Here is a 24,887-nt window from a genome sequence, read left to right as displayed (position 1 = left end):
ACTCCCGTCTCCTCCCGGGATGAACATCACCGAGGAGAACAAGCTCAAGGGCTCGCTGTTCATCGAGGCCTACGGCAGCCTGATCGACGGCATCAGCAAGGACGCCGAGAGCGAGACCGAAAAGGCCCTGGACATCACGTTCAACGCCATCGGCGCCGCCTCCGCCACGGTGATGCTCGCGATCGACCCGCTGGGCAGCATCATCGGTGCCGGCGTCGGCTGGCTGATCGAACACGTGTCGTTCCTGCGCGACGCCCTGAACCAGCTGATGGGCAACCCGGAGGAGATCCAGGCCAACGTCGAGGCGACCAAGGCCCGTGCCGCCGAGCTGCGCGTGCTGGCCGAGGACCACAAGAGCGGTCTCGCGACGTTCGACGGCTGGACCGGTCAGTCCTCCGAGCGCTTCAAAACGTCCATGGACTCCATGTACCAGGAGCTCGACGACCTGGCCAACGCCGTCGAGACCAAGGCCAAGATCACCGCGATCATGGGCATGCTGGTCACGGTGCTGCGCGACATCGTGCGCGACCTGATCGCCCAGCTGATCGGTTCGCTGATCGGTGGCGCGATCCTCGCCGCCGCCGCGATGATCCCGACGTTCGGCGCCTCGATCCCGATCTTCATCGGCTTCGCCGTCGGCAAGGCCGTCGCGCTCGGCGTCAACATCGCCTCGCGCGTCGCCCGCGTCGTCGCCGCGCTCGCCCGTCAGATGAAGCGCATCGGCGACCTCGACGAGATCATGAAGAAGGTCAGCAAGGGCTGGGAGCGGTTCGAGAACTCCGCCGACGCCGCCGAGATCACCTACGAGGGCTACAAGGCCCAGGACGGCGTCAACGACAAGATCGACGAGGCGCTCCAGAACAAGCAGGGCGGTGGCGGCGGCACGGCTCCGGGTGCCACCACCGGTGAGACCACCACGGGCACGACCGGCACCGCCACGGCGACGCTGCAGAACTCGGTGCGCCTCGCCGACGCCGAGCCGACGCAGGCCCGCATGGCGGTGCACCAGGCAGAGCAGTTGCAGCCGACCCATGCCGTGCGGGCGATGCAGGCGGAGCCGTTGCAGCCGACTCACGCCGTGCGGGCGCTGCAAGCGGAGCCGTTGCAGGCGACTCACGCCGTGCGGGCCATGCAGGCGGAGCCGTTGCAGCCGTTGCAGCCGTTCCAGCACGCCGAGCCGATGCAGCCCCTGCAGCGCGTTGAGGCGATGCACGCCGTCGAGCCGATGCAGGCCGTGCACCGCACCGAGGCGGTTCAGCCGTTGCAGCCCATGCAGCGCGCCGAGGCCGTGCAGGCGCCCATGGCGTTCCAGCGTGGCGAGGCCGTCGAAGCGCCCATGGCGTTCCAGCGCGCCGAAGCGGTCCAGGCCCCGATGGCGTTCCAGCGCGCGGAGGCCGTGGAGGCTCCTGTGGCGTTCTCCCATGGCGTCGCTTCGGACTCCACGATGGTGTCCGGCGTCAGCATGACCTCGGGCGGCTCGCTGCACGAGGCCGTGCAGCCGATGCAGGCGCGTGAGGCCTACACGAGCGCGGACACGCAGTCCGAGCCGTTGCAGCAGACCACGGCCTATGAACCGCTCGCGCGCACACAGGTATCGCACGCGTACGACGGTCTCGAACCGTCGCAGCCGCGTGAGGCCTACTACGCCACGGGCATCGAGGCCGAGTCCGCCGTCTACGAGAACGTCAACCCGCTCGTGGCGAACGAGCCGTTGCGCGCGGTCGCCGCCTTCGAGGTGGACGCTCAGGCCAGCGGTGCGGCGGCGGAGCCGGTACAGCCGACGTTCCAGCGTTCCGTCCGGCCGACCGAGTAAGTCCAGCCAACAGCCGGGATCCGAGGTCCCGCCTTGTTCTGACGCAGTACTGGAGAAGCACCGCCCATGGCCAAGGGGAACGTCAATCCCAACCCGTCGCCGAACCCGGGAGCGAACCCGCCCCCCTCGGCGCCACCGGCCGGCACCGGTACGGGTGGTGGTCCCACCGGCAACAGCGGTTACTCCATGAGCGACTCCTCGATGCAGGGGTTGCAGAACAAGGCAGGCGACCTCGGGTCCCGCCTGGCGAGCATCTCGAGCGGCCTGCGCGGCCTGAGCTTCAGCGGCAACGCGCTCGGCCCCATCGGCCTGTTCGCGGTGCCCGCGCTCAACGCGTCCAACGACAACGCGGTCGCGCAGGCGGACAGGGGCGCCAAGGCGTTCACCGACGTCCAGTCCGGCCTGAAGGCCACGCACCAGACGTCGACCACGACGGACACCAACCAGAGCTCCAACCTCCGCTCGATCGACACGAGCACCAACGCGAAGCCGCCGGCCGGCACGACCGCGCCGCCGCCCTCCGGTCCGAGCACGTCGGGTGGCAAGGTCAGCGACCCGGGGTCGGTCAAGGGAGGCGGCAGCTCCACGCCGGGCCCGAACGGGCAGAGCGGCCCGAAGGTGTCCGGTCCCGGCACGGTCAAGGGCGGTGGCGTCAACCCCAGTTCCACCCCCGGCCCGCAGGGCGGCGGCAAGGTCACCCCCACCCAGGGTCCCAAGGGCGGTGCGAACTTCACGCCCACCCTCGGCGCAGCACCGGGCGGCGGCAAGGTCGGCGACGTCCAGGGTCCCAAGGGCGGCGGCGCCAACCCCGGCTCCACCCCCAACTCGCAGGGTGGCGGTGGCAAGGTCTCCCCCACCCAGGCCCCCAAGGGCGGCGCGAACTTCACGCCCACCCTCGGCTCGGCACCGGGCGGCGGCAAGGTCGGCGACGTCCAGGGTCCCAAGGGCGGTGCCGGCTTCACGCCGACCGCCGGTGCCACTCCGGCGGGTGGCAGCAAGGTCAGCCCCACCCAGGGCCCCAAGGGCGGCGGCGCGGGTTTCACGCCCAGCGTCGGCCCCACGCCGGCCGGCGGCGGCAAGGTCAGCCCCACGCAAGGCCCCAAGGGCGGCGCGAACTTCACGCCGAGCCTCGGCAAGTCGCCGGGCGGTCCCGCGGCCGGTGCGCCGCCGGTCGTCGGTGGCACGCCCGGTGCTCCCGGCGCCTCCGGTTCGAAGGGCGGCGGGTCCGGCGTCAAGAGCCCGGCGGCCTTCACGCCCTCCGCTCCCGGCAGCGCCGGCGGCAAGGGCGGTGCGACGCCTGGCGCGACCCCCGGCTCCACTCCCGGCGGCAGCGGGACCAAGGGTGGCTCCACTCCCGGCGGCGCCACCCCCGGCGGTGGCGCGAAGACCCCCGCGGCGTTCACGCCGTCCGCGCCCGGCTACAAGGACCCCGGTGGCGCGGCGGGCACCAAGCCGTCCACGGGCGTTCCCGGCTCGCAGGGCGCGGTGACGTCACCTCCGCGCGGCGGCGCGACGCCTCCCCCGATGGCGCCCGGCATGGCCCCGCCGGCGGGTGGCGCGACGCCGGGTGCGACCGGCGGCGAGCGCGGTGGCAGCAAGGTTCCGATCAGCGGTCAGAAGGGCGTGTTCGACGCGCCCAAGCCCTCCACGCCCGACAACACCATCACCAAGGCACCGGGAACGTCCCCCTCGACCCCGCCACCGGCGCCGAAGCCCAACGCCAACATCCCGCTGACGCCCGGTTCGACGCCCGGCTCCACCCCTGGAGGTTCGACTCCGGGCGGAGCGAACCCCGGTGGCGGCGCGAACCCCGGTGGCGGCGCCAAGGCTCCCGCGGCGTTCACGCCGTCCGCGCCCGGCTACAAGGACCCCGGCAACACCCCCGGCTCGCAGAGCGCCGTCAGCACCCCACCGCAGAGCACGGGCTCGCGCGGCGGCACGGCTCCGAGCGTGACGCCTCCCGCTGCGGGCGCACCCCCCGTGGCCCCGCCGATGGCACCAGGCGGAACCCCCGGCGCGACCGGCGGTGAACGCGGCGGCAGCAAGGTTCCGATCAGCGGTTCGAAGGGCGTGTTCGACGCGCCCAAGGCCCCCACGCCCGACAACACCATCACCAAGGCACCGGGAACGTCGCCCTCGACCCCGCCGCCGGCACCGAAGCCGACGCCGACGACCCCGCCTCCCTCCAGCACGCCGTCCGCTTCCCCGGCGGCGAACCCGAACACCGCGCCGCCCGCCCAGTCCCGGCCGGGCACGCCGCCCGTGTCGTCCCCGCCGGCGTCGCCCGCGCCCAACACCAACGCGCCGTCGCCGCGCCCGGACGCCACCCCGGCCGCACAGCCGCCGCGTTCCGACGCACCGCCCGCGCAGACCCGTCCGGCACCACCGACCAGCGCACCGCCGGTCACAACGCCTGCGGCCAACGCTCCCTCGCCGAACCCGGCGACCACCGTGCCGCCGGCCAACACCCCGGCACCGCGCCCGGACACGACGTCGTCGACACAGCCGCCCGCGCAGACCCGTCCGGCACCGCCGACCAGCGCACCGCCGGTCACAACGCCCGCGGCCAACGCTCCCTCGCCGAACCCGGCGACCACCGTGCCGCCGGCCAACACCCCGGCACCGCGCCCGGACACGACGTCGTCGACACAGCCGCCCGCGCAGACGCGCCCCGCACCACCGACCAGCGCACCGCCGGTCAACACCCCACCGGTCAACACCCCGCCGGCTGCGACCACGCCGAAGCCCGAGACCAGCGCTCCGACGACCACGCCGCCACCCGCACAGACGCGACCGGCTCCCCCGCCTCCCACCGGCGTGACTCCAGCTCCTGCCGCGGCCGTGACACCGACCCCGAATCCCGCCACCGACTCCGGACGCGGCAGGCCCGAGGACGCGCAGCCCCGTCGTGCACCGGTCAACTTCAGCCGCCCGACGCCGCAGAACCCGGAGGCGGGTCCCGCGGGACAACAGGTCCCGGCGCCGATCAACTTCAGCCGCCCCACGAGGCACAACCCGCAGACGGGTCCCGTGGAGCAGCAGACGGCGGCGCCGATCAACTTCAGCCGCCCGACGAGGCACAACCCGCAGATGGGCCCTGCACAGCCGCAGACGCCGGCTCCCATCAACTTCAGCCGCCCCACGAGGCACAACCCGCAGATGGGCTCCGCAGACCCGCAGGCGTTGGCCGACTACGGGGACATAGTGATCGGCTACGACCACGACATCGCCGTGGCGGAGGGCATCGCCGGCCCGGACCACGACGCGATGGTGGACCACCTCGCCAACCGCGAATCGGCCTACGACCTGCTCGACTCGATCATCGACGACTACACCGGCCCGGTGACGACGCGGGACTACGAGTTCGCCAGTGACGGTGTCGAGCCGCAGTTCGTCTGGCAGGGCACGAAGGTGGTGCTGGAACCGCGTCCGGGTCAGTTCCCGTCCGTGGTGCCGGTGGTGGAGACGGGCGTGGCGGCGAAGCCGGAGATGATGTTCTCCTCGGACAACAGCCTCGCTCTGCCGCTTGCTCGTGGCGGCAACCAGTTCAGGGAGTTCTACGCGACACCGGAGGTGATCGCGGACGCTCAGGCGCGGTTGAAGGAGGTGGGCAGCAAGCTCGAACTGAAGGTGGCACCCGGCAACACGGTGCGTCATGGGGACACAACGCTGCTCATGGTCAAGCCGCACTTCGCGAGCAGGCCGCCCGGAGTGTGCAGCGAGTTCTCCCAAGGCATCATCGGTGGCACGCACAGCCAGGCGGTCATGCGGCCACCGGATGGTACGCCGGTCGTCGCCAAGGTCGGCAACGGCGGTCCGCTGAAGTTCAACGGAATGCACGAGATGGCCTTCGCGCTCGCCCACGCGGCGAGGCAACCCTCGTCACCGTCCACCACGCTCGCCCCGCAGCAGGTGGCCGACGCCATGGTCGCCCCCTCGACGAACCCACCGCCGGTGGGTGCTCAGTACGGCTCCGCGCTGATGCCGGGCACCGAGCAGCGGGCCAAGCTCGACGAGGCGGCCGAACAGCTGGGTGTCAACCAGTTCGCCTGGGCCAAGCCGGGCGAGGCGTACATGATCCAGTCGATCGCGGCCCCCGATCCGGCTGGCGCCAACTACGGTCTGAACTACACCCGCACGGGTGACGGGCAGCAGCTTCCGCAGGTGTGGGGCTACCACCTCGGTTCGGTCGTGGTGAACAGCGCCGCGGACGACATGCAGATCAGCGTCGAAACCGTTCGGCAGGGCGGTTACCGCAAGGAGCTGCTGAACCAGGCGATCGGTGAGAACCTGCGCAGGCACCAACACGAACTTCCCGGTATCGAGGCGGAACTTCGCAAGCAGCCACCGGGGACGGTGGACGCGGAACTCATGCTCGTCGAGGCGCTCACGAAGATCCAGGACAGCCGTGCGGCCCTCGCCGACCCCTCGGTCCAGGGCGGCGATCGCCAGAGCGCGGAGACCACGCTGAACCAGGCCACGTTCCAGGCGCGGCTGGCGATCAACAAGATCGCGGGACCTCAGCTGCCGCAGCCGGGTGAGATGTGGTTCTTCAACGACTACAGCAAGCAGCCCGGCCAGTCGTTCTTCGACAAGTGGGGCCATGTCGACGACGTGAACACGCCAATGCAGTTGGCGAACCCGTTGGTGGCTGTCACGACGTCTCACCAGAGCACGACGAGCTACCAGGTGCCGATGGGCGAGACCAAGGACCTGGACGCGGAGCAGGTCGCGGCCGGCGTGCAGAAGTTGCCCGGAAACGCGACCAGCATGCTGACCGGTCTGGCGCAGCAGACAGTCGAAGCGGCGCTGTGGCGGCATCGCAACGGAATGCCCCTGCCTGAGATCCAGTTGCACGGCTACAGCAACAACCTCCTCAACAGCGACGCGGCAAGTCAGCAACGCGCTGATGTGGCCGCCGCGTGGACCAGGTCCGAGGTCGCGCGTCTGCTGGACGAGCTGCAACGCGACGTGCCGCCCGAGCGGCGGCTGGATGCCGGGCAGATCCGCGTCGATCCGATCTCGCACGGTCGCGAGGTCCCTCCGGACTCGAAGAACCCCAAAACCGATCGCCGCAACGTCCGCGCGGAAGTGGTCATCCCGGACACCACGACTGCCGATCGACAGTCGGCCCCCCGCGACATCCCCGTTGCCGACGCCACGAACACCGCGGCGGACATCAGGGAGAAACCGCTGCCCCCGCTGCCCGCGGAGGCGTTCGCGGCGGAGAGCAGCCGTGGCGGTGCGGACACGAACGCACTCAGGCCTGCTCCGGCCAACACCGGAGTCCCGGGTCAGGGCCGCGACGGCGGTGTGCCGCCGGTCCCGTCCACGTCATCCGCCGGCACGGCCACGAACACCACAGCGGACGGCAGTGGGAAGTCCGTGCCCACGCCGCCTCCGCTGCCCGCGAAGCCGTCCGCGGCGGAGAGCAGTCAGGGCGGTGCGGGGACGAACACGCCCGGTGCTGCTCCGGACACTTCCACGGAGCCGAAGAAGGTCCGCGGCGGTGGCGCGCCGCCGCGGATGACGCCGCCCACCCCGGAGTCGCACCAGGGCAAGGACGTGCTGTCCGACGAGTCGTGGCGGCACGACCCCGCCCGGACCGCGGAGTGGTCCGAACCGGACAGCCCGGCTGACCGCAGCACGTGGGCCGATCGCCGCAACGACACCGACGTCCGCACCGTCGACCTCGACGTCCGCGACGTGCGCACCGACAGCACGCCGTCGAAGATCGAGGCCTACAAGGGCCTGATCAACTACGACCTGCGGCGCATCGAGACCAGCCCCGGCAAGTTCGTGCAGGAATACACCGTCAAGGTCCACCTCGAACCAACCGGCAAGACCACCGCCGAACAGCTCGCGCAGATCAGGGACAACGCCACCAACGGCGTCAACAACCTGCTCAACCAGGGTTTCCGGCTGCCCAGCGGCGACCAGTTCCACGTCAACCTGGAGTTCACCGACAACAAGGCCGACGCCCACACCACCGTCCAGGTCGACCCGAACGACCCGAAGGTCAACCAGGACCACTGGAACCCCGACACCAGTCCCGAGGTCCTGGCCCACGAAACCCTGCACTACCTCGGCATCCCGGACGAGTACAAGGACACGACCCGGGTCCTGCAGCAGCACGAGACGAACTCCGGCGTGCACGAGAACGACGGCGGCCTCATGGGCTCCGCCGTCCACCTGCCCGACCCCGGCATCCTGCCCCGTCACCTCTGGCTGATCGAACGCACCGCGAACAGCCAGGTCATGGTCCCGGACACGAGGCTGGAACCGCCCGGTCCCGCCACCGTGCCGCCGCCCGCGGGCTGGACGCCCAAGCCACCGTCGAGCGACGGCCCGGTGTCCACGCCCGGCACCGACGGCACCGTCGACACCAAGACGGACTCGGATTCGAGCCTCGACACCGACCTCGACCTCGAAACCAGGCCGGCGACCATGCCCGGCCGGTTCTTCGACTCGGACAGCGACGTCGACGTCGCTGTCGACGCCGCCGCCGCCCGTCCGAACCAGACGCACCTGCCGAACCTGGACCGCGTCGGTCTGGTCGAGTCGGTGCTGCGCAGTGCGGCGTTCCAGAACGCGCCGGTCCCGAACGCCTCGCCGCTGGTCGGTTCCACCGACGTCAAGTCCACTGTGGACACAGTGCTCGGCGATGTCCGGCAGAACCCGCGCAACCACAACCACTCCGGTCTGACCCCGCCCGCTCTGGCGAAGTGGGTGGCGAACCAGGTCAGCCAGGAGACCCTGGCGAAGTTCCACCCCGACCTGGAGCCGAACCTCCCCGGCCTCACCGCCGACGCCAAGGCCGACCAGTGGCGGGCGAACCTCGCCGACGACCTGGCGAACGGGTCATCGAGGCGCTGGGACGTCGTGAACGCCGGTCCCAAGGCCGCCGGCACGAACCCCGGCGACGTCGAGGTGATCAACCACCTGACCCAGCAGCTGAAAGCGAACGGCGCGTTGCCGTCGCCCGCCGACCTGGTGGACAAGGCGCTGCAGACGCCGTCGTGGGCCGACTCCCACGTCGGCTCCCACCTGCCGGCGTCGATCGCGCAGGCGTTGGACGTGCAGCTCGTCGTCGACAACAACGGCGTGCAGACCGTGCACGGCCCGGGCGGCGCGACGCAGGTGCAGATCAGCTCGCAGAACGGCACCTTCGGTGCGCTCGGTGCCCCGTCGGCCCAGGAGGTCCGCGCCGGCATGGAGGCGTGGCTCGCGGGCAAGTCCTCGGCGGAGGTCAACCAGACCATCGCCGATCTCTACAAGGGCCGCCAGGACGAGGGTCTCTACAAGGCCGCGCAGACGGTCCAGCTCGTCAAGCGCGCGGCCGCGCACCCCGGTGGCCCGCAGGCGTTCGTGAACGCCCTGCGGGAACGGGCCTCGACCCTCGAGAACCGCATCGCGGAGGTGAAGTCCCAGGCACCCCGCCGGCCCAGCCTGTGGAAGACGCCGCAGCACACCGCACAGCTGGCGCAGATCGACGCGCAGGTCAAAACCCTCACCGACCTCCTCGACAGCACCAACAGCCAGATCGAGACCATTGCCGCGCAGGGGCCCGCGCTGGGCACCACGCACCTCATCGACAAGTTCGTCGCGGGACCGAACGCGGACAAGCTCGAACACGTCCCCGCTGACGTGCTCCCCCGGCTCGACAACCAGCTGACCGCGCAGATCACGGCGGCCGAGAACGCCGGGTTCGACGCCTCGGACCTGAAGGTGTTGCAGGAGCGGGTGCGCAACGAGGCGGACGTGCGCATCGTGATCAACCACGCCTCCACGCGTGGCCTGGACGGCCTGAGCGCCCAGTTGGAGGACGCCAAGGAGGCGTTGCAGAACTACCGCGACGGCAAGTCGTCGACCACGGGTGTCCAGGGCTTCCTGAACCAGATGCTCGGGCACGAGGTCGACACCTCCGTCGACTTCGACCAGAAGATCGCCCAAGCCGAAGCCCTGGTGCAGCAGGCAGAGCGCAACCTGGCGTTCACGAATGATCCCGACTACGGCAACCGCTTCGAGAAGGCCGCGGAGAAGTACGCGCAGCTGCAGGCGACGATGCAGCGGTTGGAGCGGTTCAACGCCGAGCTCGATGCGCGTGCGGAACGCCTGCGCGATCTCGGGGTCAGGACTCGCGAGTTCCAAGCACGCCAGCTCGCCCGCGCTCTCGAAGAGCAACGCACGCAGCGGGACACCGCAAGCATTCACAGCGCTCCCGGTTTCGACACGCAGTCGGATGTCGACGCGCGGTCCGACGCCGATGCGCAGTCCGACGTGGACGCGCGGCCGGACAACCGCGTGCTGACCCCGCGGCACGAGCACGCGGCGTTCCGGGCCTCGCTGTACGGGAAGTCGCAGGCCGAGCTCGCCGATCTGGCCGCGCAGCACAGCACCCACCCGGACCGCTCGTTCGAGATCGAGCAGATGTCCCGCTACCAGGAGATCGCCCACAAGGAAGGCGGCCTCCAGCAGCACCTGCGGGACCTGCAGAGCGAGATCCGCCAGACCCGCGAGGAGGCCCGTGACCTCAAGCGGACCACCGACGCCCTGCCGGACGTGTTCAAGTCCGAGCTGATGCGCACGGACCAGGCGCAGCGGCAGGCGGAGCAGCAGCGGCTCACCGACCATGCGCGCCAGCTCGACCAGGAGCTCATGCGGCTGCAGTACGACCGCACCGACGCGCTGACCACCTACGCGCTCAACCTGCCCGCCGACACGACGGCACCCGAGTGGCAGGCGGTGACACCGGCCGACGCCGAGATCATCGAGAACCGCGTCACCGACCTGATCCGTGACGCGCGCATCGGCGGTCTCCCGACCCCGGAGCTCGACCGCCTGTACGACCAGATCCGGGAAATCCGGATGATGGAGACGCCGTCGCCGTCCCGGCCCGACACGCCGGTGCCGTCCCGACCCGACACGCCGACGGCCGAGGTGGACGACTCGGCGTCCGTCCGATCGGACGACTCCTCGTCAGCTGGTTCGGACACCGACGCGCGGGACAGCGACACCGCCCCGCCGGTCGAGGCCCGGCAGGAGCAGGCCGCCCCCGCGGCCGAGCCGCGGCCGTTCATGCAGGACCCGTCGGCACGGTCCGCGGCCCCGGACATGGACCTCGTCGTGCCCGGTGGCTTCGGCCCCGTCCACGAGGGCACGCCGCAGCGGTCGTTCGAGGCGTCGCTGTACGGCCTGGACACCGCGGCGCTGCGGGACCTGCAGCAGACGTACGGCCGTGACGCCGCGCGCTCGGCGGCGATCGAGCACATGATCGAGGTGTCCCGGCAGGCGGGCCCGCCCGCGATCCACGACCAGCGCACGCAGATCGCCGAGCAGCGCCTCGACGAGATGAAGACGGCCCGCGACCGGTGGAACGCATCGGACCTGGTGCCCGACCGCCTCAAGACCCAGGCGATGCTCGACGAGCAGGCGGCCAGGCGGGCGGCAGCGGACCGCCAGGTCGAGTACTACCAGCAGCGGGTCGACCAGCTCACGAACAACCGCGACGCCGCTCTCACCACGCACGCGCTGCAGCTGCCGGCCGACGTGGACGCGCCGGCCTGGCGGCACTTCGGCGACGCCGACCTCGCGGCCGTGCGGAACCACGTCGACCAGCAGATCCGGGACGCGCAGGCGGGTGGGCACAACACCGCTCACCTCGAAGCCTTCCTCGACTTCACCACCGAGCTCCAGGAGACGCGTCAGAACGAGGACGCGGACACCCGTCCCGCGCCCGAACCGGACACCCGTCCCGCGCCGCCCAGGCCGACGCCCAACCCCGTCATCCCGATGACGACGATGGCGCCACAGCCGGTCGGCCAGCTCCCGGACACGAACCTGCCGAGCTTCTTCCAGGACAACAAGGCGCTCGGCTCGATCGTGCCGACCGACGTGCGCGGCGCGGACGCGGTGGTGCGGGAGATCAACGGGCTGAAGCCCGACGACGCCGCCCGCATCAAGAACGCGATCGAGAACGACTTCGAGACGTTCCTCGGCGACGGCCGCAACTTCCAGGTGAAGATCGGCAACGCCTGGTTCGAGGCGAACGTCCGCGCCGAGATGCACGCGGACGGGAGCAGCACCACCGACGCCGCGACCACGAAGGTCGACAAGAACTACCAGGCCGCCGCCGCGTCCACGACGACGAACAGCATCTCGACGTCCAACGACGTCGGCGGTGCGGTGACGGCCGGCGTGGCGATGGGACCGTACGGCTCGCTGGGTGGCAAGGCCGCGCTCGCGACACCCGCGGTGTCGCAGGCCACCAGCACCTCCGTCACCGAGCAGCGTGCGATCAAGGGATCGGACTCCGGGTCCAAGAAGATCACCGTGCCGGTCTCGTACGAGATCACGCTGTACGACGCGTCGGGCAACCCCACGCTGTTCTCGACGCTCAGCACCGGCCCCGACGTGACGCTTCAGGTGCCGACGGACCTCAGCACGATCGTCGACTCCGGCAAGTCCTCCGCGGCGGTCACGCCGTCCGACGCGGCGTGGGGCGTCAAGGCGGAGAACGTCGTGCCGGAAGCCGTGGTGGTCAAGGACTCCGGGAAGCTGTTCAACGACGTCGCGGAGAACCTGCACCCGTCGATCACCAAGATCGGTTCGCCGGGGCGCGAGGCGCTGCAGAACTTCCTGAGCCCGACCTCGATCCGCAACAACCTGCCCGCCATGCTCGGCGGCTTCGTCACCTCGCCGGACCTCATCAGCCCGCACGCCGGCAAGGGCGCCGCGGTGCAGATGAAGGCGACGCTCAAGGACGCGAAGCTCGTCGGCACGCACGCCGACGCGGCGCTGGACCTCAAGGACACCTTCTCCTGGGGCAGCAGCGTGTCCGCGGCCAGCAAGACCGGGTTCGACGTCACCGCCGGCTTCGGGGGCAACATCGGTGTCCCCGGCCAGGTCGGCGGCACCGTCGGCGCGACCGGCGGGTACTCCGCGCGCACCGCGGAGGGCGTCAACGCGGGGACGAGCTCCAGCCGCAAGTCCGGCATCGGGGTCAAGGCCGAGACCGGTCTGTACGAGGTCACCGCCGAGGTCGAGGTCCAGGGACCCGCGGGCAAGCCGGTGACCATGGAGGTCACGACCCACATGCGCATGGGTCTGGGCGAGGCCGGCTCGGTGGGCCTGCCGACCGTGGGCAGCGCCCTCAACACCACGACCGACCCGGCGACCGCGGACACCAGGTTCCTGCCGCCCTACGTCGCCGACACGCTCGCCGCGGGCAACGCGAAGGTGGGTGAGTTCGTGCCCGCGACGCAGGTGCAGGGCCAGGTCGAGACGAAGCTGCGCGAGCTGCCCGGGTTCGAGAAGTTCCTGCCGAAGTGGAACAACCCGGACGCGAACCCCCGCTCCAGCAAGGGCCAGGGGTTCGGTGACGTGGCCGTGCAGCTCGCGAACCAGCGCAAGCTGGACGCCAGCCTGTCCCCGGCCGCGCTGAAGGCGAACATGGACAGCCTGCTCGGTCCGGGCGTCCAGGTGCAGCTGAAGAACTCCGGCAAGACGACGAACACCTACGTCAACGTCACGGTCAAGGCGAAGCTGACCAACCCGAAGCACCTCGGCAAGGCCGAGGGGCGCGCGGTCAGCGACTCCACCACGAGCGGCCCGAAGCTCGACGCCAACACCAGCACCACCAAGGGCTGGACCGGTGGCATCACCGGCAGGGCCAACATCCCGGTGAAGACCGGCGTCGCCTCGCTGACCCCGATGCCGCAGGCCGGTGTGTCCTACAGCCACTCGTGGACGGACAAGACCTCGGCGGGACCGGCGGTGAGCGCCACCTCGTCGAACCCCGGCAGCGCGGACGCGCAGGTGTTCCAGGGCGACGTGGAGTTCGAGGTCGAGATCACCACGTTCACGCGGCCCCGGACGTGGGTCCGCACGATCGTGCCGGGCGCGCCCGGTCAGCACGCGCCGGACGTGAAGACCGTCGCCAAGACCGGCGCCGGCCTGGGCAAGATCGACGGCAAGGTCAACCTGTGGGTGTCGGACTCCTCGACGCTGAAGGACGACCCCGGTGACGGTTTCAAGCCGGGTGATCCGAAGGCCACGCCGATCGGCAACTCCCCGACCGTCAAGGACCTGCTGAACCCGGGAGAAGCCCGGCAGAAGTCGCCGGAGTTCCTCAACGTGGAGGCGGTCGCCAACACGACGGAGCTGCGGGACCAGGCGATCGACGCGCTCAACCGCGCGGCCAAGGGCGACTCGGCGCTCACCACGCCGGGCACGGCGTCACGGGCGCAGATCGACAAGATGTTCGCCCCGGAGAACATCAAGGCGAACCTGCAGCGGCTCATCGAGACCGGTGTGCAGGAGCAGGGCCTCAAGTACGACCGCCGCGTCACCGACCGCTCCGGCGCGATCGGCATGTCGGTCAAGCTCGGTGCGGCGAAGCTGGTGTCCATCTCGGACGCCACCGGCACCGACAACTCGGTCAGCGGTGGGTACAAGGCCGGTGGGTCGTCCACGACGAGCCGGTCGGTCGACCTCGTCGCCGGCATCAACGTCCCGGTGCGTCCCAACGTCACCCCGCCGCCCGCCGGCCAGCCGTCGAACCCCAGCGGGTCCGGCGGTGTCGCGGTCACCGGCAGGTGGACGCCGTGGTCGGACAACAAGACCACGTCGAACGAGATCGGCGGCAACGTCGACCGCGGCCAGACCACACCGGACGACGCCAGGACCGTGCTGGTCCAGGTCGACGCCGAGTTCACGATCGTCGGTGAGAGCCGCGCCGAGAACTTCGTGCACGGCGGCACACCGAACGCCGAGGGCGTGAAGGTGGACCTGCCGAAGTCCGTCTTCGTGCGGGTGTCCGAGGACGTCGCGCGGGAGATGGGCGTGCTGCCGAAGGTGGCGCCGAACGTCCCCAAGCCCGAGTTCCCGAAGATGGCGCCGCCGTCGACGGTGGCACCGGGCGAGCCCGGCGCGCTCGGGCTGTCCAACGTGGAGAAGGTCCCCGACCTCTCCGCGGCGGTCAACGAGCTCACGACGAAGCTGTCCACGAACACCAAGAAGTTCGGCAGCGCCCCGCTGATCCCGGACTCCGTGCTCAAGGACTCGATGAGCAACCTGCAGCGCATCGTCGACCTCAACTCGCCGTCGAGCGTCAAGGCGATGATCGACAGCGCCCTGGACGGCGGCGTGCCGCTGCTGGTCCACCAGCCCGGCACGTTCGGCAAGGACTCCTACCAGGTCACGCTGCGGGCGAAGACGGGCGAGCCGAAGTTCGACCAGGTCGTCAACGACGGCGTCGACATGTCCCACAACGACGGCGGCTCCCGCAAGGACGGCGACGGCAAGGGCCGCGGCACCGGCTGGGGCCTCGGCCTGCGGACACCTGGCCTCGCCGCGCCGGGGAGCGCGAACCCGAACGTCTCCGGCACCGCGGGTCTCAGCGCCATCGCGAACGTCGGCTCCGCCCAGAGCACCTCGGTGACGACCTCGACCAGCACGGCGTTCGGCCACAACCGCACGGCGAGCGGTCCGGCGGCGCGCTACACCGTGCCGGTCGAGTTCGAGCTCGTCGTGGAGAAGGGCGCCAAGGAGGTCGCGAAGGTCCGCAGCGCCGAGCAGGACATGGTCGTCCGCACGCACGCGGACAACCAGAAGGTCTCGGCGCCGACGACCGGTCGCGGCGCCCCGCAGCCCTACATGTCGGCGGCGAGCAGGCGTAGCAGTGAGTTCGGCACGCCGGACGCGACCTACGCGTTCCAGCAGGACAGCCGGGCCACCCAGCTGCCGGCGACCGCGTCGGTGGAGAACCTGCGCGGCGCGGGCGACCTGCGCGACGCCGCCGTGAAGGCGATGACGGAGGCCGGCGCGGGCAAGGGCCTCACCGGCAAGGGCACGGGCTCGCTCAACAGCCTGCTCTCGACCCTCAGCCCGGAGAACCTGCAGCCGCACCTGCCCGCGATGCTGTCCGGACCGCTCGACGTGCCCGGCCTCAAGGAGGCGGCGCTGACGTTCGGCCAGGACGCCGACGTCAAGGTCTACGCGAAGCTCGTGAACCCGCAGCTGGGCTCGCTCAGCGACGGCGTCAAGATCGAGACCCCGCTGATCACCAAGACGACCGACGTCTCCAGCGAGGCCAAGGTCGCCGACACCTCCGACGTGGCCGTGGGCCTCGCCCAGGGCAGCGCGGCGGTCAAGCAGGGCGACCCCGCGGACACCGTCAACGTCGGCTCCGGTGGAGTCGAGCTGAGGCACGCGAACGAGGAGTCGTCCGCGGTCTCCGGCGGCCCGGCGCAGGCGCAGGGCGGCGGTGTGAAGCCCAAGGACCCGTCGCGCACCGGTCTCGTGCAGTTCGACGTCGAGTACCGCGTCGTCGCGACGGTCGGCGGCAAGACCGGCGTCGTCGACCTGACGGTGCCCGGCTCGGCCGGCGTGCGCATGCCCGCCACCGAGGTCGAGTCGATGCTGAACCAGAACTTCAGCGACTCGCTGAAGGACGCCCAGACCGAGGTCAAGAAGACGGCCGACGACTGGCGCGAGGCGGAGAAGAAGGTCGACGAGGCCCGGCACGAGGCCCAGGAGGTCATCAACTCCGCGGCCGCGGTGCTGGCGAGGACCGACCAGCCGCTGGGTGACGCCGCGACGAAGCTGAACACGGCGATCGAGAACCACGTCAACGCCGAGGCCGAGCTCCGGACGCGGCAGACGGCGTTCGACACCGCCGTGGCGGACGTCGCGCAGACCCGCGCGGCGATCCAGGACCTGACGCCGCAGATCTCGTCGCTCAGCCAGGACGCGCTCACGACCAAGGACGCCCTGGACGACGCCCAGATCAGCGGAGCGCCGAAGGCCGAGCTGGACCGGCTGGGCCAGGAGGCCGACGCGGCGCACACCGCGTTGACCGACGCCCAGCAGCAGCTCACCGACGCCCACGCGCAGCTCGACGTGCAACGCAAGGCCGCCGTCGACGCCCGCGCGGACCTCCAGGCGCAGCAGAAGGCCGTCGCCGACGCCGAAACCGCCCGCACCACCGCCGAGGAAGCCCACAAGGCGCTCTCGGCCGAGCGCGCCGCGGCCGAGAACAAGATCAAGGAAGCGGAGACCAAGCTCGACGACGCGCGCAGGGCCGCGGACGCGGAGCAGAAGAAGTGGTGGGACGCGAAGGCGGAGGCGGACCGCCAGGTCGACCTCTACAACTCGACCCCGCCCGCACCGCCGACCCCACCGGCGCCGTCGGCACCGCCCGCACCGTCGGGCCCGCCCGCACCGTCGGGCCCGCCCGCACCGTCGGGCCCGCCCGCCCCGCCGGCCCCGTCCGCGTCACCTGGCGACGCGAGCACGAGCACGCCTCCCGGCAACGCGACCACGGGCACGCCTGGCCGCGACGCGACCACGGACACGCCTCCCGGCAACGCGACCACGGACACCCCACCCACCGAGGTCACCAACACCGCAGCGGGTGCGAGCCAGAAGCCGCTGCCCACGCCGCCTTCGCCGCCCGCGGAGTCGTCTGTGGGCAGCGGGGGCAGTCGCAGCCGTGCGGAGACGGGCACGCCCAGTCCTCAGGTCGCCGCACCGGCCACCCGCAGCAACGCCGAGGCGTCACTTCCGCGACAGACCACGGTGGTCACGGGCCCTGCGGATGTCCAGCCCACGACGCCGAGCCCCACCGTGCACCCGACGACCGCTTCCGCCGAGGCCGAGGTCGAGGTCGAGGCTGAGCCGCAGGCCGTGCTGAGCAACGAGTCCGAGGCTGCGACCACGGACCCCAGGACGAACGAGGCACCACCAGCCACGTCGACTCCTGACACCACCGACAACCCGCACGCCGGCCCAAGCGAACCGCGACGCGAGACCACCAAACCCGGCGCGGCAACGACCGCTTCCGCCGAGGCCGAGGTCGAGGTCGAGGTCGAGGTCGAGGTCGAAGCTGAGCCGCAGACCGTGCTCCACAACGAGCCCGAAGCCGCGACCACGGACCCCAAGACGAACGAGGCACCACCAGCCACGTCGACTCCTGACACCACCGACAACCCGCACGCCGGCCCAAGCGAACCGCGACGCGAGATCACCGAACCCGGCATGGCGACGACACCGGAGCAAAAACCCGAGGCCGAGATCGAGGCCGAGCCGCAAACCGTGCCCGACAACCCGCACGCCGGCCCATCCGAACCACCACGCAAGACCACCGAACCCGGCGCGGCAACGACGCCGGAGCAGGAAGCCGGCGCCGCGGCGGTCAGCAGCGCGCTCACCGGTCCCCCGGCGGACCAGGACGCAACCGGGTCCAGCCGTGCCGGTGGCGTGGGCGAGCGGACGACCCCGGGTCGACCAGTCGAGCCGCAGCTGCCGGAACCGGACCTCGGCAAGCCGTTCGTCGAGGACCTCTTCGACGAGATCGACGCCAAGACGTCCGCCGCGCCGCGTCCCGCGCAACCGCGGGACTCCGTGCAGTGGCGGGTTCCGGACGACGCCGCGCCGCTCACCCCTGACCGGCTCGAAGGGGAGTTCGGCATCCCCAAGCGCAACCAGGAGCGGTTCCAGAACTTCGTCGACCGCTTCAACATCGTGCTGGACGTCCGTCCCACGAACCCGGACTCCGTTCGCTGGCTCCACGACGGCGCGATGCCGAAGCCCAAGGACATCAAGGCGAAGACCATCAACCAGGCCGACGTGCTGCTCGGTGCCGACGCGGAGCACGTCGGGCTCGTCGGGTTCTTCCAGCCGGACCCGAACCCGGACCTCTCCGGCGTCGACCCTGCGATGCGGGACAAGGTCGCCAAGCGCTTCCACGAGCGCACCGCCGAGTTCGCCGAGCTGATCGGCACGATGGAGCAGTACGAGCAGGAGGGCAAGTTCAAGGTCATCGACGGTGTCGTCCACGGGTCGAACTCGCGGGGCGACCTCATCTGGATGACCGGTGACGCCGACATGTACGGCATGTACGACCCGGAGGGCAACCGGCTCGGCGAGGAGGACTACGAGAGCATGGTCTTCCTGCTGGTCAACCGCAACGTGGGGGTCCAGCACGGAGCACACCTGTACTGGGACCCTGCCACCGACTTCGACCGGAAGATCTTCGACACGATCGTCAACAGGCACGTGACCGAGGAACCGCTGGTCCGGTTCAGCCCTGGCCGGTCGGCATCCCTGGTGCTCGCCGACCCGGTGTCACCGCGCGTCGACTCGGTGCCCCCGCTCGCCGACCCGGTGCCACCGCTCGCCGACGCCGACGGCCAGGTCGCGCCGACCGGTTCCGGAGGACCCGAACAGCCCGAGGTGGCGGAGGCCGCCCCGTCGAGCCGGCTCAGCGAGTACGAGGAACACGTCAGCAGCACGCGGCGGCACCTGCGGCACCTGGCGTTCGACGTGCTCAACCGGCCCGCTCCCCCGCCCGTCACCTCGGACGGCCTGTACGCGGCGGTCGCGGAGGTGGTGCGCCAGGACCCGGCCGCCCTGCGTGCGCAGGTGCTGAACCAGGCCGCCACCACCGCGGCGGTGAGCCGGGCGGTCGCGGACTTCACCTCGTTCAGGCCGGCTCACACCGGACACCTGACCGGTGCGCTCGTCGAGAACGCCAACTGGGCGCTGCACCCCGACGCGAACGAGAACACCGGTGCGGGGAACGCGCGCGACCTGCTCGGCCACCTGATCGCCACCCGGCTGGGCACGACCTTGGTGATCCACCAGGGCACGGGCACCGCACCGCTGGTGCTGGCACCGATGGGCGAGCACACCGGAGCTCCCGTCGAGGTCGACGTGGTGGTGGTCGACGGCCGCGTGACCTACCGACCTCACCAGCCACTTCAGCCGGGCAGGTGAGTGCGTTAGCGTGACCGGCGTGGACGAGTTCGCGCAGGCTCTCCGGACGGCGATCACGAATCGCGGTCTCGGTCTGGAGCGCCTGCGCGAGCACCTCTCGCACAACGGCGTCTCCGTCTCGATGGCGACGCTGAGCTGCTGGCAGACCGGTCGCAGGCGGCCAGAGCGGCAGAAGTCGCTGCAGGCCGTCGTCCACCTCGAGCACATCCTGCGGGTGCCTCCCGGCCACCTGTCAGAGCTGCTCGACCCCCCGCGCTCACGCGGCCGCTGGCTGCGCGGGGCGCCGGCGCCGGTGTCGGCGTTCTGGCCGGTCCCCGCGCCCGTCGAGCACGCCCTGCACGACCTGGACACGCAGTGGGACGACCAGCTCCTGCGCGTGAGCCAGCAGGACTTCGTGACGATCGGAGCGGACCGCACCGAACGGGTCTTCCGCTCCCGGCAGGTGCTGTCGGCGTTGATGAACGGGCCCGACCGGTGGGTCGTGATCCTGCACGCCGACGACCGCGACCGCCCGCCACCGCTGGTCAAGGCCTTGAAGAACTGCACGGTCGGACGGGTCGTCCAGGAGCCGGCCGAGGGGTTGCTGGTCGCGGAGCTGCTGTTCGAACGGCCGCTGCGCAAGGGTGAGAGCGTCGTGGTCGAGCACGAGATCGTGAACCAGGCGCCCTGTCCTCCCGCGACGAGCTACGAGCGCAAGTTCCGCCTGCCGACGCGGGAGTACGTGCTCGAGGTGACGTTCGAGGGTGCCCCTCCCGCCTCCGCCGTCCAGCTCGCGGACGGGTCCGAGGTGGCTCCCGGGCGCACGTTGCTGGACGTGGCTTTGAACGTGCGGCCCGGTGTGCGCGGGTTCAGCTGGTCGTGGTCCTAGCGCGACATCGCCGAACGCGCGGAACGGCTGTTCCCGTGCCTCGGGAGAACAGCCGTCCTGCGGCAACCGTCCGGTGTGGACTCTCAGCCGATCTTCTCGATCAGCGCCCGGCGGATCAGGAACTTGCCGGGCTCCCGCACCTGTTCGAAGGCGGCGTTGTTCAGCAGCGCGCAGCTGCCGGACACCGACGCGACCTTCACGGTGGTGGACTTGTCGTTGTCCAGGTTCGTCACCTTGAGCGTGGTGCCGATCGGGAACTCACCGCTGGACGCGGCGGGCGCGCCACCCTCGCCGGACAGCGTGACGGTCGAGCCGGCGCAGACCTGCTGCCCGGACGCGCCACCGTTGCCCTGACCGGTGCCGGGCTGCTGGGGAGCGGGCTGGGCCTGGTCGGCGTTGCCCGCGCCACCGTCACCCGCGCAGCCCGCCGCCTTGCGCCGCTGCTGGATGAGGTCGACCACGGCCTGCCGGTTCGCGATGCGCGCCTCGGACTGCGCGTCCGGGTTCGCCTTCTGGCCCGCGATGAAGCTCAGGTTGTTCTGCAACGCCTTGTCGAGCCCGCCGCAGTCCTCACCGGACGTGGCCGCCTGGCCCTTTTCCGGTTGCGCCTGGACGTTGCCACCACAACCGGCGGCCGCACGTCGCTGGTTGATGAGGTTCACGACCGCCTGGCGGTTCGCGATGCGGGCGTCCGACTGGGCGTCGGGGTTCGCCTGCTGACCGGCGATGAAGGTGAGGTTGTTCCGCAGCGCCTGGTCCAGTCCGCCGCAGTCCTCGGCCGCGTTCGAGTTGGTGCCGCCGAAGGCGAAGATGCCACCGGCGACAGCGGCGACCGCGAGCACAGCGCCCGCGCCGATCATGGCGGGCTTGCGGTGTCGAGCGCCCATCCTGTGTCTCCTCGGGGTGGATCGGTGTTGTACCGATGACTACGGGGAGATCACGGGGCGGGTTCAGAATTCGGTTGTGGGCAAAGGGTTTTAAATCGGTTTAAGGTCCGTGGAATTCTGCGCGGTCAGCCCGACTCCGCGACCTTCTTCAACCGCTCCAGCGTCGCCTCGATGTTCCGCTGGTTCGTCACCGCCCGGTCCTTCACGCCGGTGGCCAGCCGCGTGATCGGCACGTACCACCCCGGCCGGCGGTCCCAGGTCGACTCGGTCACCCGGCACCCGCCGGCGGTCGGCTCGATGTCGTACTGCCAGCGCGCCACCGCAAGCCCCAGCGACCTCACCTCGAACGCGAACCGGGTCACGGAGCAGTCCGTCACCGTGGAGGTCGTCGGCCACACCCGCCGTCCGCGCCGGTTGACGCCGCGGAACCGCGCGCCGACCGACGGGCCGGAGCCGTCCAGCCACTTACCGCCCGCGTACTCCTCGGCGACGCCGCTCAGGTTTCGCAGGTCACTGACCAGTTCGAACACTCGCTGCGGTGAGGCGGCGACATCGACGTGCGCGGTGGCGTCCGGGGTCATGCAGGCGAACCTACTACGGGTAGGTTCGCTGCACCAGCAGCTGATCTCCTGCTGATCAGTCCGTACCCCGGACGACCCCCGCTGCCGGGTTTTCTTCCTCGTCGTCGAACCATTCCGGCCGCAGCGGAACACTGCACAGCGTGGGGAAGTCGTCGAGATCCGGTGCACCGCCGCGCAACTGCTCTTGAACGCTCATGGTCACTCCTGGTGAAATCCCCCGCTGGCTTTGTTGAACGATGGCAATGAATGTAGTCGAAAAGGGTGTGACCCAGATCGCTGAGTTCCACGGGGTGGAACGCGGGTTCTCCGCCGGCTCGGCTCACTCCGCGGACGGCACGAGGAAGCGGGACACGCTGCGCAGCTTCTCCCGCGTCTCCTCCAGTTCCCGTTCAGGGGTGGACTGGGCGACGATGCCCGCGCCTGCCCGCAGCCAGATGTCGCCGTCGCGGCGGAACACGCTGCGGAGGACGAGAGCCGCGTCGATGGCGCCGTCCTGGTCGACGGTCAGCACGGCGCCGCTGTAGAGGCCGCGCGGCTGCGTCTCGGCGCGCCGGATCAGCTCGCACGCGGAGGCCTTGGGGATGCCGGACGCCGTGACCGCGGGGAAGAGGGCGGCGAACGCGTCCCAGCCGGTGCGGTCCGGTGCGAGCGAACCCGAGAGCTGGGAGGCGAGGTGTTGCACGCTGCCGCGTTCCTTCACGCTCATGAACTCCTCGACGCGGACGGTCGACGGTCTGCACACGGTCGACAGCTCGGTCGCGGCCAGGCGCACCGAGATCGCGTGTTCGAAGACCTCCTTGGCGTCGCGGTAGAGCTCGTCACGCCGCACCCGGTCGGCTTCGTGATCACCGAAGAAGGCGCGCGTGCCGGCCAGCGGCTGGGTGACCACCTCGCCCTTGGAGCTCACGCTGATCACGATCTCCGGGCTGAACCCGAGGACCTCCCAGCCTTGAAGGCGCAGGAGGAACGATCGCGCCGGGTTGTTGGCAAGACGGCCGGTGAGGTACGTCGTGGGCATGTCGATGTCTTCCTGCACCGGTACCACACGGGAGAGGATCACCTTGTCCAGCGCGCCGGAGCGGATCTCCGCGATGCCCGCCGCGACCGCGGCCCGGTAGCTCTCCGCGTCGTGGCCGTCGACATCGACCTCGACGCGCGCCTCCGCCGGCTCGACCCCGCCGGTCAGCACGGCAGCCGCGAGCCGCGACTCCAGCGCGTTCACGTCCGCCGCGGTGAGTGCGCGCAGGAGGGCGATGCCGTTCTCGAAGCGCACCTCACGCCGCGGGATCATCAAGGTGACCGTGTCGGTCGTCGGCGCGTCGTCCAGTCCGTACAACGCGTAGGACAGCTCGAAGGTGGCCCAGCCGTAAGCGCGCCAGTTGTCGACGTCGACCTCCGCGAGCCGGGTGGCGAGCGCCGACAGCGGTTCGCCCGCCCGCGTGGTGACGGTCGCATGGGCGCCCTCACCCCAGCAGATCGAACCTTGGTTCTCGTAGAGCACGTTGTCCTCGGTCGACGTCGCCGCGAGCGTGGCAGCCACGCGAAGAGGATCGGCCGGCAGTGCGACGTGACGTTCCCAGTACCTCAGTGCAGTTCTCCTAGGTCGAGTCGGTTCGCAGCTCGCCCGCATCCGGGCGCGTGGGTCGTGGTGGCTCAGGCCGCGGCCGGGTTGTCCACCCACAGCCGCACGGGGCCGCGGAAGCACGCGTTCTCGTGGTAGCGCACGACTTCACCGTCCGCGAGCCGGAGGTGGGGCAGGCGTGCCGTCAGCTCCTCCAGCACGACCCGCATCTCCAGCCGAGCCAGCGGAGCACCGAAGCAGGCGTGGATTCCCCTGCCGAAGGTGAGGTGCTGCTGGGGGTTGGACCGGTGGACGTCGAACCGGTCCGGGTCGGCGAACCGTGCCGGGTCGTGGTTCGCGGAACCGATGAGGAGCAGGAGCTTGGCCCCCGCCGGGACGGTGACCCCGCCGATGTCGACCTGCCTGGTGGTGATCTTGCGCCAGGTGTGCAGGCTCGGGTCGAAGCGCAGACCCTCCTCGACCGCGTTCGGGATCAGCGACGGGTCGGCGCAGATCGCCTCCCACTGCTCCCGGTGCGTGAGCAGCCGCTGCAGCGTGCTCGACGACGCGTTGGTGGTGGTCTCGTGGCCGGCGAAGCTCACCGCGTGGATGACGTTGACGATCTCCTCGACCGACAGCGCGGCGGGATCCGCGAGGTGCGAGCGGAGCAGGTCGCTGGTGAAGTCGTCCCGCAGGTCCTCCTTGCGCGCGGCGACGAAGTCCGTGCAGTAGCGCCAGTACTCGACCATCCTTCCCGCGATCCTGACCTGTTCATCCGGTGTGGACCGTCCCCAGGTGAAGGCCATGCGGTTGAGGGCGAGCGCCTTGAGCGCTTCCGAGTCCGACTCGGGAAAGCCGATCAGGCTGAACACGATCTTGGCGGGCAGTGGTGCCGTCAGCTCGTGCACCAGGTCGAACCGCGACTTCGAGGCGGCACCGTCGAGCAGTTCGGTGGTGCAGGCGCGGATGACCGGTTCGAGCCCCGCGATCCTCCTGGCGGAGAACGCCTTGACGTTGAAGGCGCGCACCCTGGTGTGCTTGGGCGGGTCGCAGTTGGAGACGGTCGGGGTGGCGTGGAACCCGGCGTCGAGGATCTCCTTCGCTTCCTGTGCAAGCGGGTAGAAGGGCGTCTGGGTGATCGCACCGGAGAAGCTCTCGTGATCGGTGAGGACGCGCTTGACGTCCTCGTGGCGGGTCACCGGCCACATGTCGAGCTGCGGTTCGTAGAAGACCGGGCTTTCCTCGCGCAGGGTGGCGAGCGCCGGGTACGGGTCGGCGAGGTAGTCGGGAGCCAGCGGGTCGAACCGCCCTTGCACAGGGCAACGGCCCGTGCTGCTGTTCAGCATCTCATCTCCACGGAGTTGGCTGGGTGAACCGGAAGCCCGGAGGAACAACCGCT

At 70.7% G+C, this 24,887-nt stretch carries 8 protein-coding genes; 3 read left to right on the top strand and 5 right to left on the bottom strand.

The window, feature by feature from the left end; genetic code table 11:
• The first annotated feature begins 19 nt into the window (after positions 1–19).
• From ACZ7CF_RS40265 to ACZ7CF_RS40255, 3 genes are all read left to right on the top strand, one after another.
• Positions 20–1,813 carry a hypothetical protein gene (locus tag ACZ7CF_RS40265; RefSeq protein ID WP_470372317.1) on the top strand — a complete coding sequence of 598 codons (1,794 nt, stop codon included), beginning with the start codon at positions 20–22 and terminating at the stop codon, positions 1,811–1,813.
• A gap of 186 nt (positions 1,814–1,999) precedes the next feature.
• Positions 2,000–19,591 (top strand): hypothetical protein, encoded by a 17,592-nt coding sequence (locus tag ACZ7CF_RS40260; protein WP_470372316.1) that lies wholly within the window; start codon positions 2,000–2,002, stop codon positions 19,589–19,591.
• Positions 19,592–19,610: 19 nt separating this feature from the next.
• Positions 19,611–20,459, top strand: coding sequence for an XRE family transcriptional regulator (locus ACZ7CF_RS40255; protein ID WP_360384775.1), 849 nt, complete (start codon positions 19,611–19,613; stop codon positions 20,457–20,459).
• A gap of 83 nt (positions 20,460–20,542) precedes the next feature.
• Here ACZ7CF_RS40255 and ACZ7CF_RS40250 read toward each other — a convergent pair whose 3' ends face one another.
• The 5 genes from ACZ7CF_RS40250 to ACZ7CF_RS40230 all read right to left on the bottom strand — a co-directional run bounded on the left by ACZ7CF_RS40250 (position 20,543) and on the right by ACZ7CF_RS40230 (position 24,834).
• On the bottom strand, positions 20,543–21,271 hold the full coding sequence (locus tag ACZ7CF_RS40250; protein WP_470372319.1) for a hypothetical protein: 729 nt from the start codon (positions 21,269–21,271) through the stop codon (positions 20,543–20,545).
• A gap of 200 nt (positions 21,272–21,471) precedes the next feature.
• The gene (locus ACZ7CF_RS40245; RefSeq protein WP_360384777.1) at positions 21,472–21,927 is read right to left on the bottom strand and encodes an SRPBCC family protein; all 456 of its coding nucleotides are present in this window, start codon (positions 21,925–21,927) and stop codon (positions 21,472–21,474) included.
• Between the two features lie 55 nt (positions 21,928–21,982).
• Complete coding sequence (locus ACZ7CF_RS40240; protein ID WP_360384779.1) at positions 21,983–22,123, bottom strand: hypothetical protein; 141 nt, start codon at positions 22,121–22,123, stop codon at positions 21,983–21,985.
• 123 nt (positions 22,124–22,246) lie between these two features.
• On the bottom strand, positions 22,247–23,467 hold the full coding sequence (locus ACZ7CF_RS40235) for a salicylate synthase (protein ID WP_360384781.1): 1,221 nt from the start codon (positions 23,465–23,467) through the stop codon (positions 22,247–22,249).
• A 113-nt stretch (positions 23,468–23,580) separates the two neighbouring features.
• A complete protein-coding gene (locus tag ACZ7CF_RS40230; RefSeq protein ID WP_458432786.1) occupies positions 23,581–24,834 on the bottom strand; it encodes a cytochrome P450 in 1,254 nt (417 codons plus the stop codon).
• Between the last annotated feature and the right edge of the window lie 53 nt (positions 24,835–24,887).

The sequence above is a fragment of the Lentzea sp. NPDC036955 genome (genome assembly GCF_055608005.1).
Note: the sequence above shows the minus strand (reverse complement) of the source record. Positions and strands in the feature narration are given on the sequence as shown.

Excerpts from the sequence above, each read along its gene's own strand:
- ACZ7CF_RS40265 (WP_470372317.1), top strand. The coding sequence starts at position 20 with ATGAACATCACCGAGGAGAACAAGCTCAAGGGCTCGCTGTTCATCGAG.
- ACZ7CF_RS40260 (WP_470372316.1), top strand. The coding sequence starts at position 2,000 with ATGAGCGACTCCTCGATGCAGGGGTTGCAGAACAAGGCAGGCGACCTC.
- ACZ7CF_RS40245 (WP_360384777.1), bottom strand. The coding sequence starts at position 21,927 with ATGACCCCGGACGCCACCGCGCACGTCGATGTCGCCGCCTCACCGCAG.
- ACZ7CF_RS40240 (WP_360384779.1), bottom strand. The coding sequence starts at position 22,123 with ATGAGCGTTCAAGAGCAGTTGCGCGGCGGTGCACCGGATCTCGACGAC.
- ACZ7CF_RS40230 (WP_458432786.1), bottom strand. The coding sequence starts at position 24,834 with ATGCTGAACAGCAGCACGGGCCGTTGCCCTGTGCAAGGGCGGTTCGAC.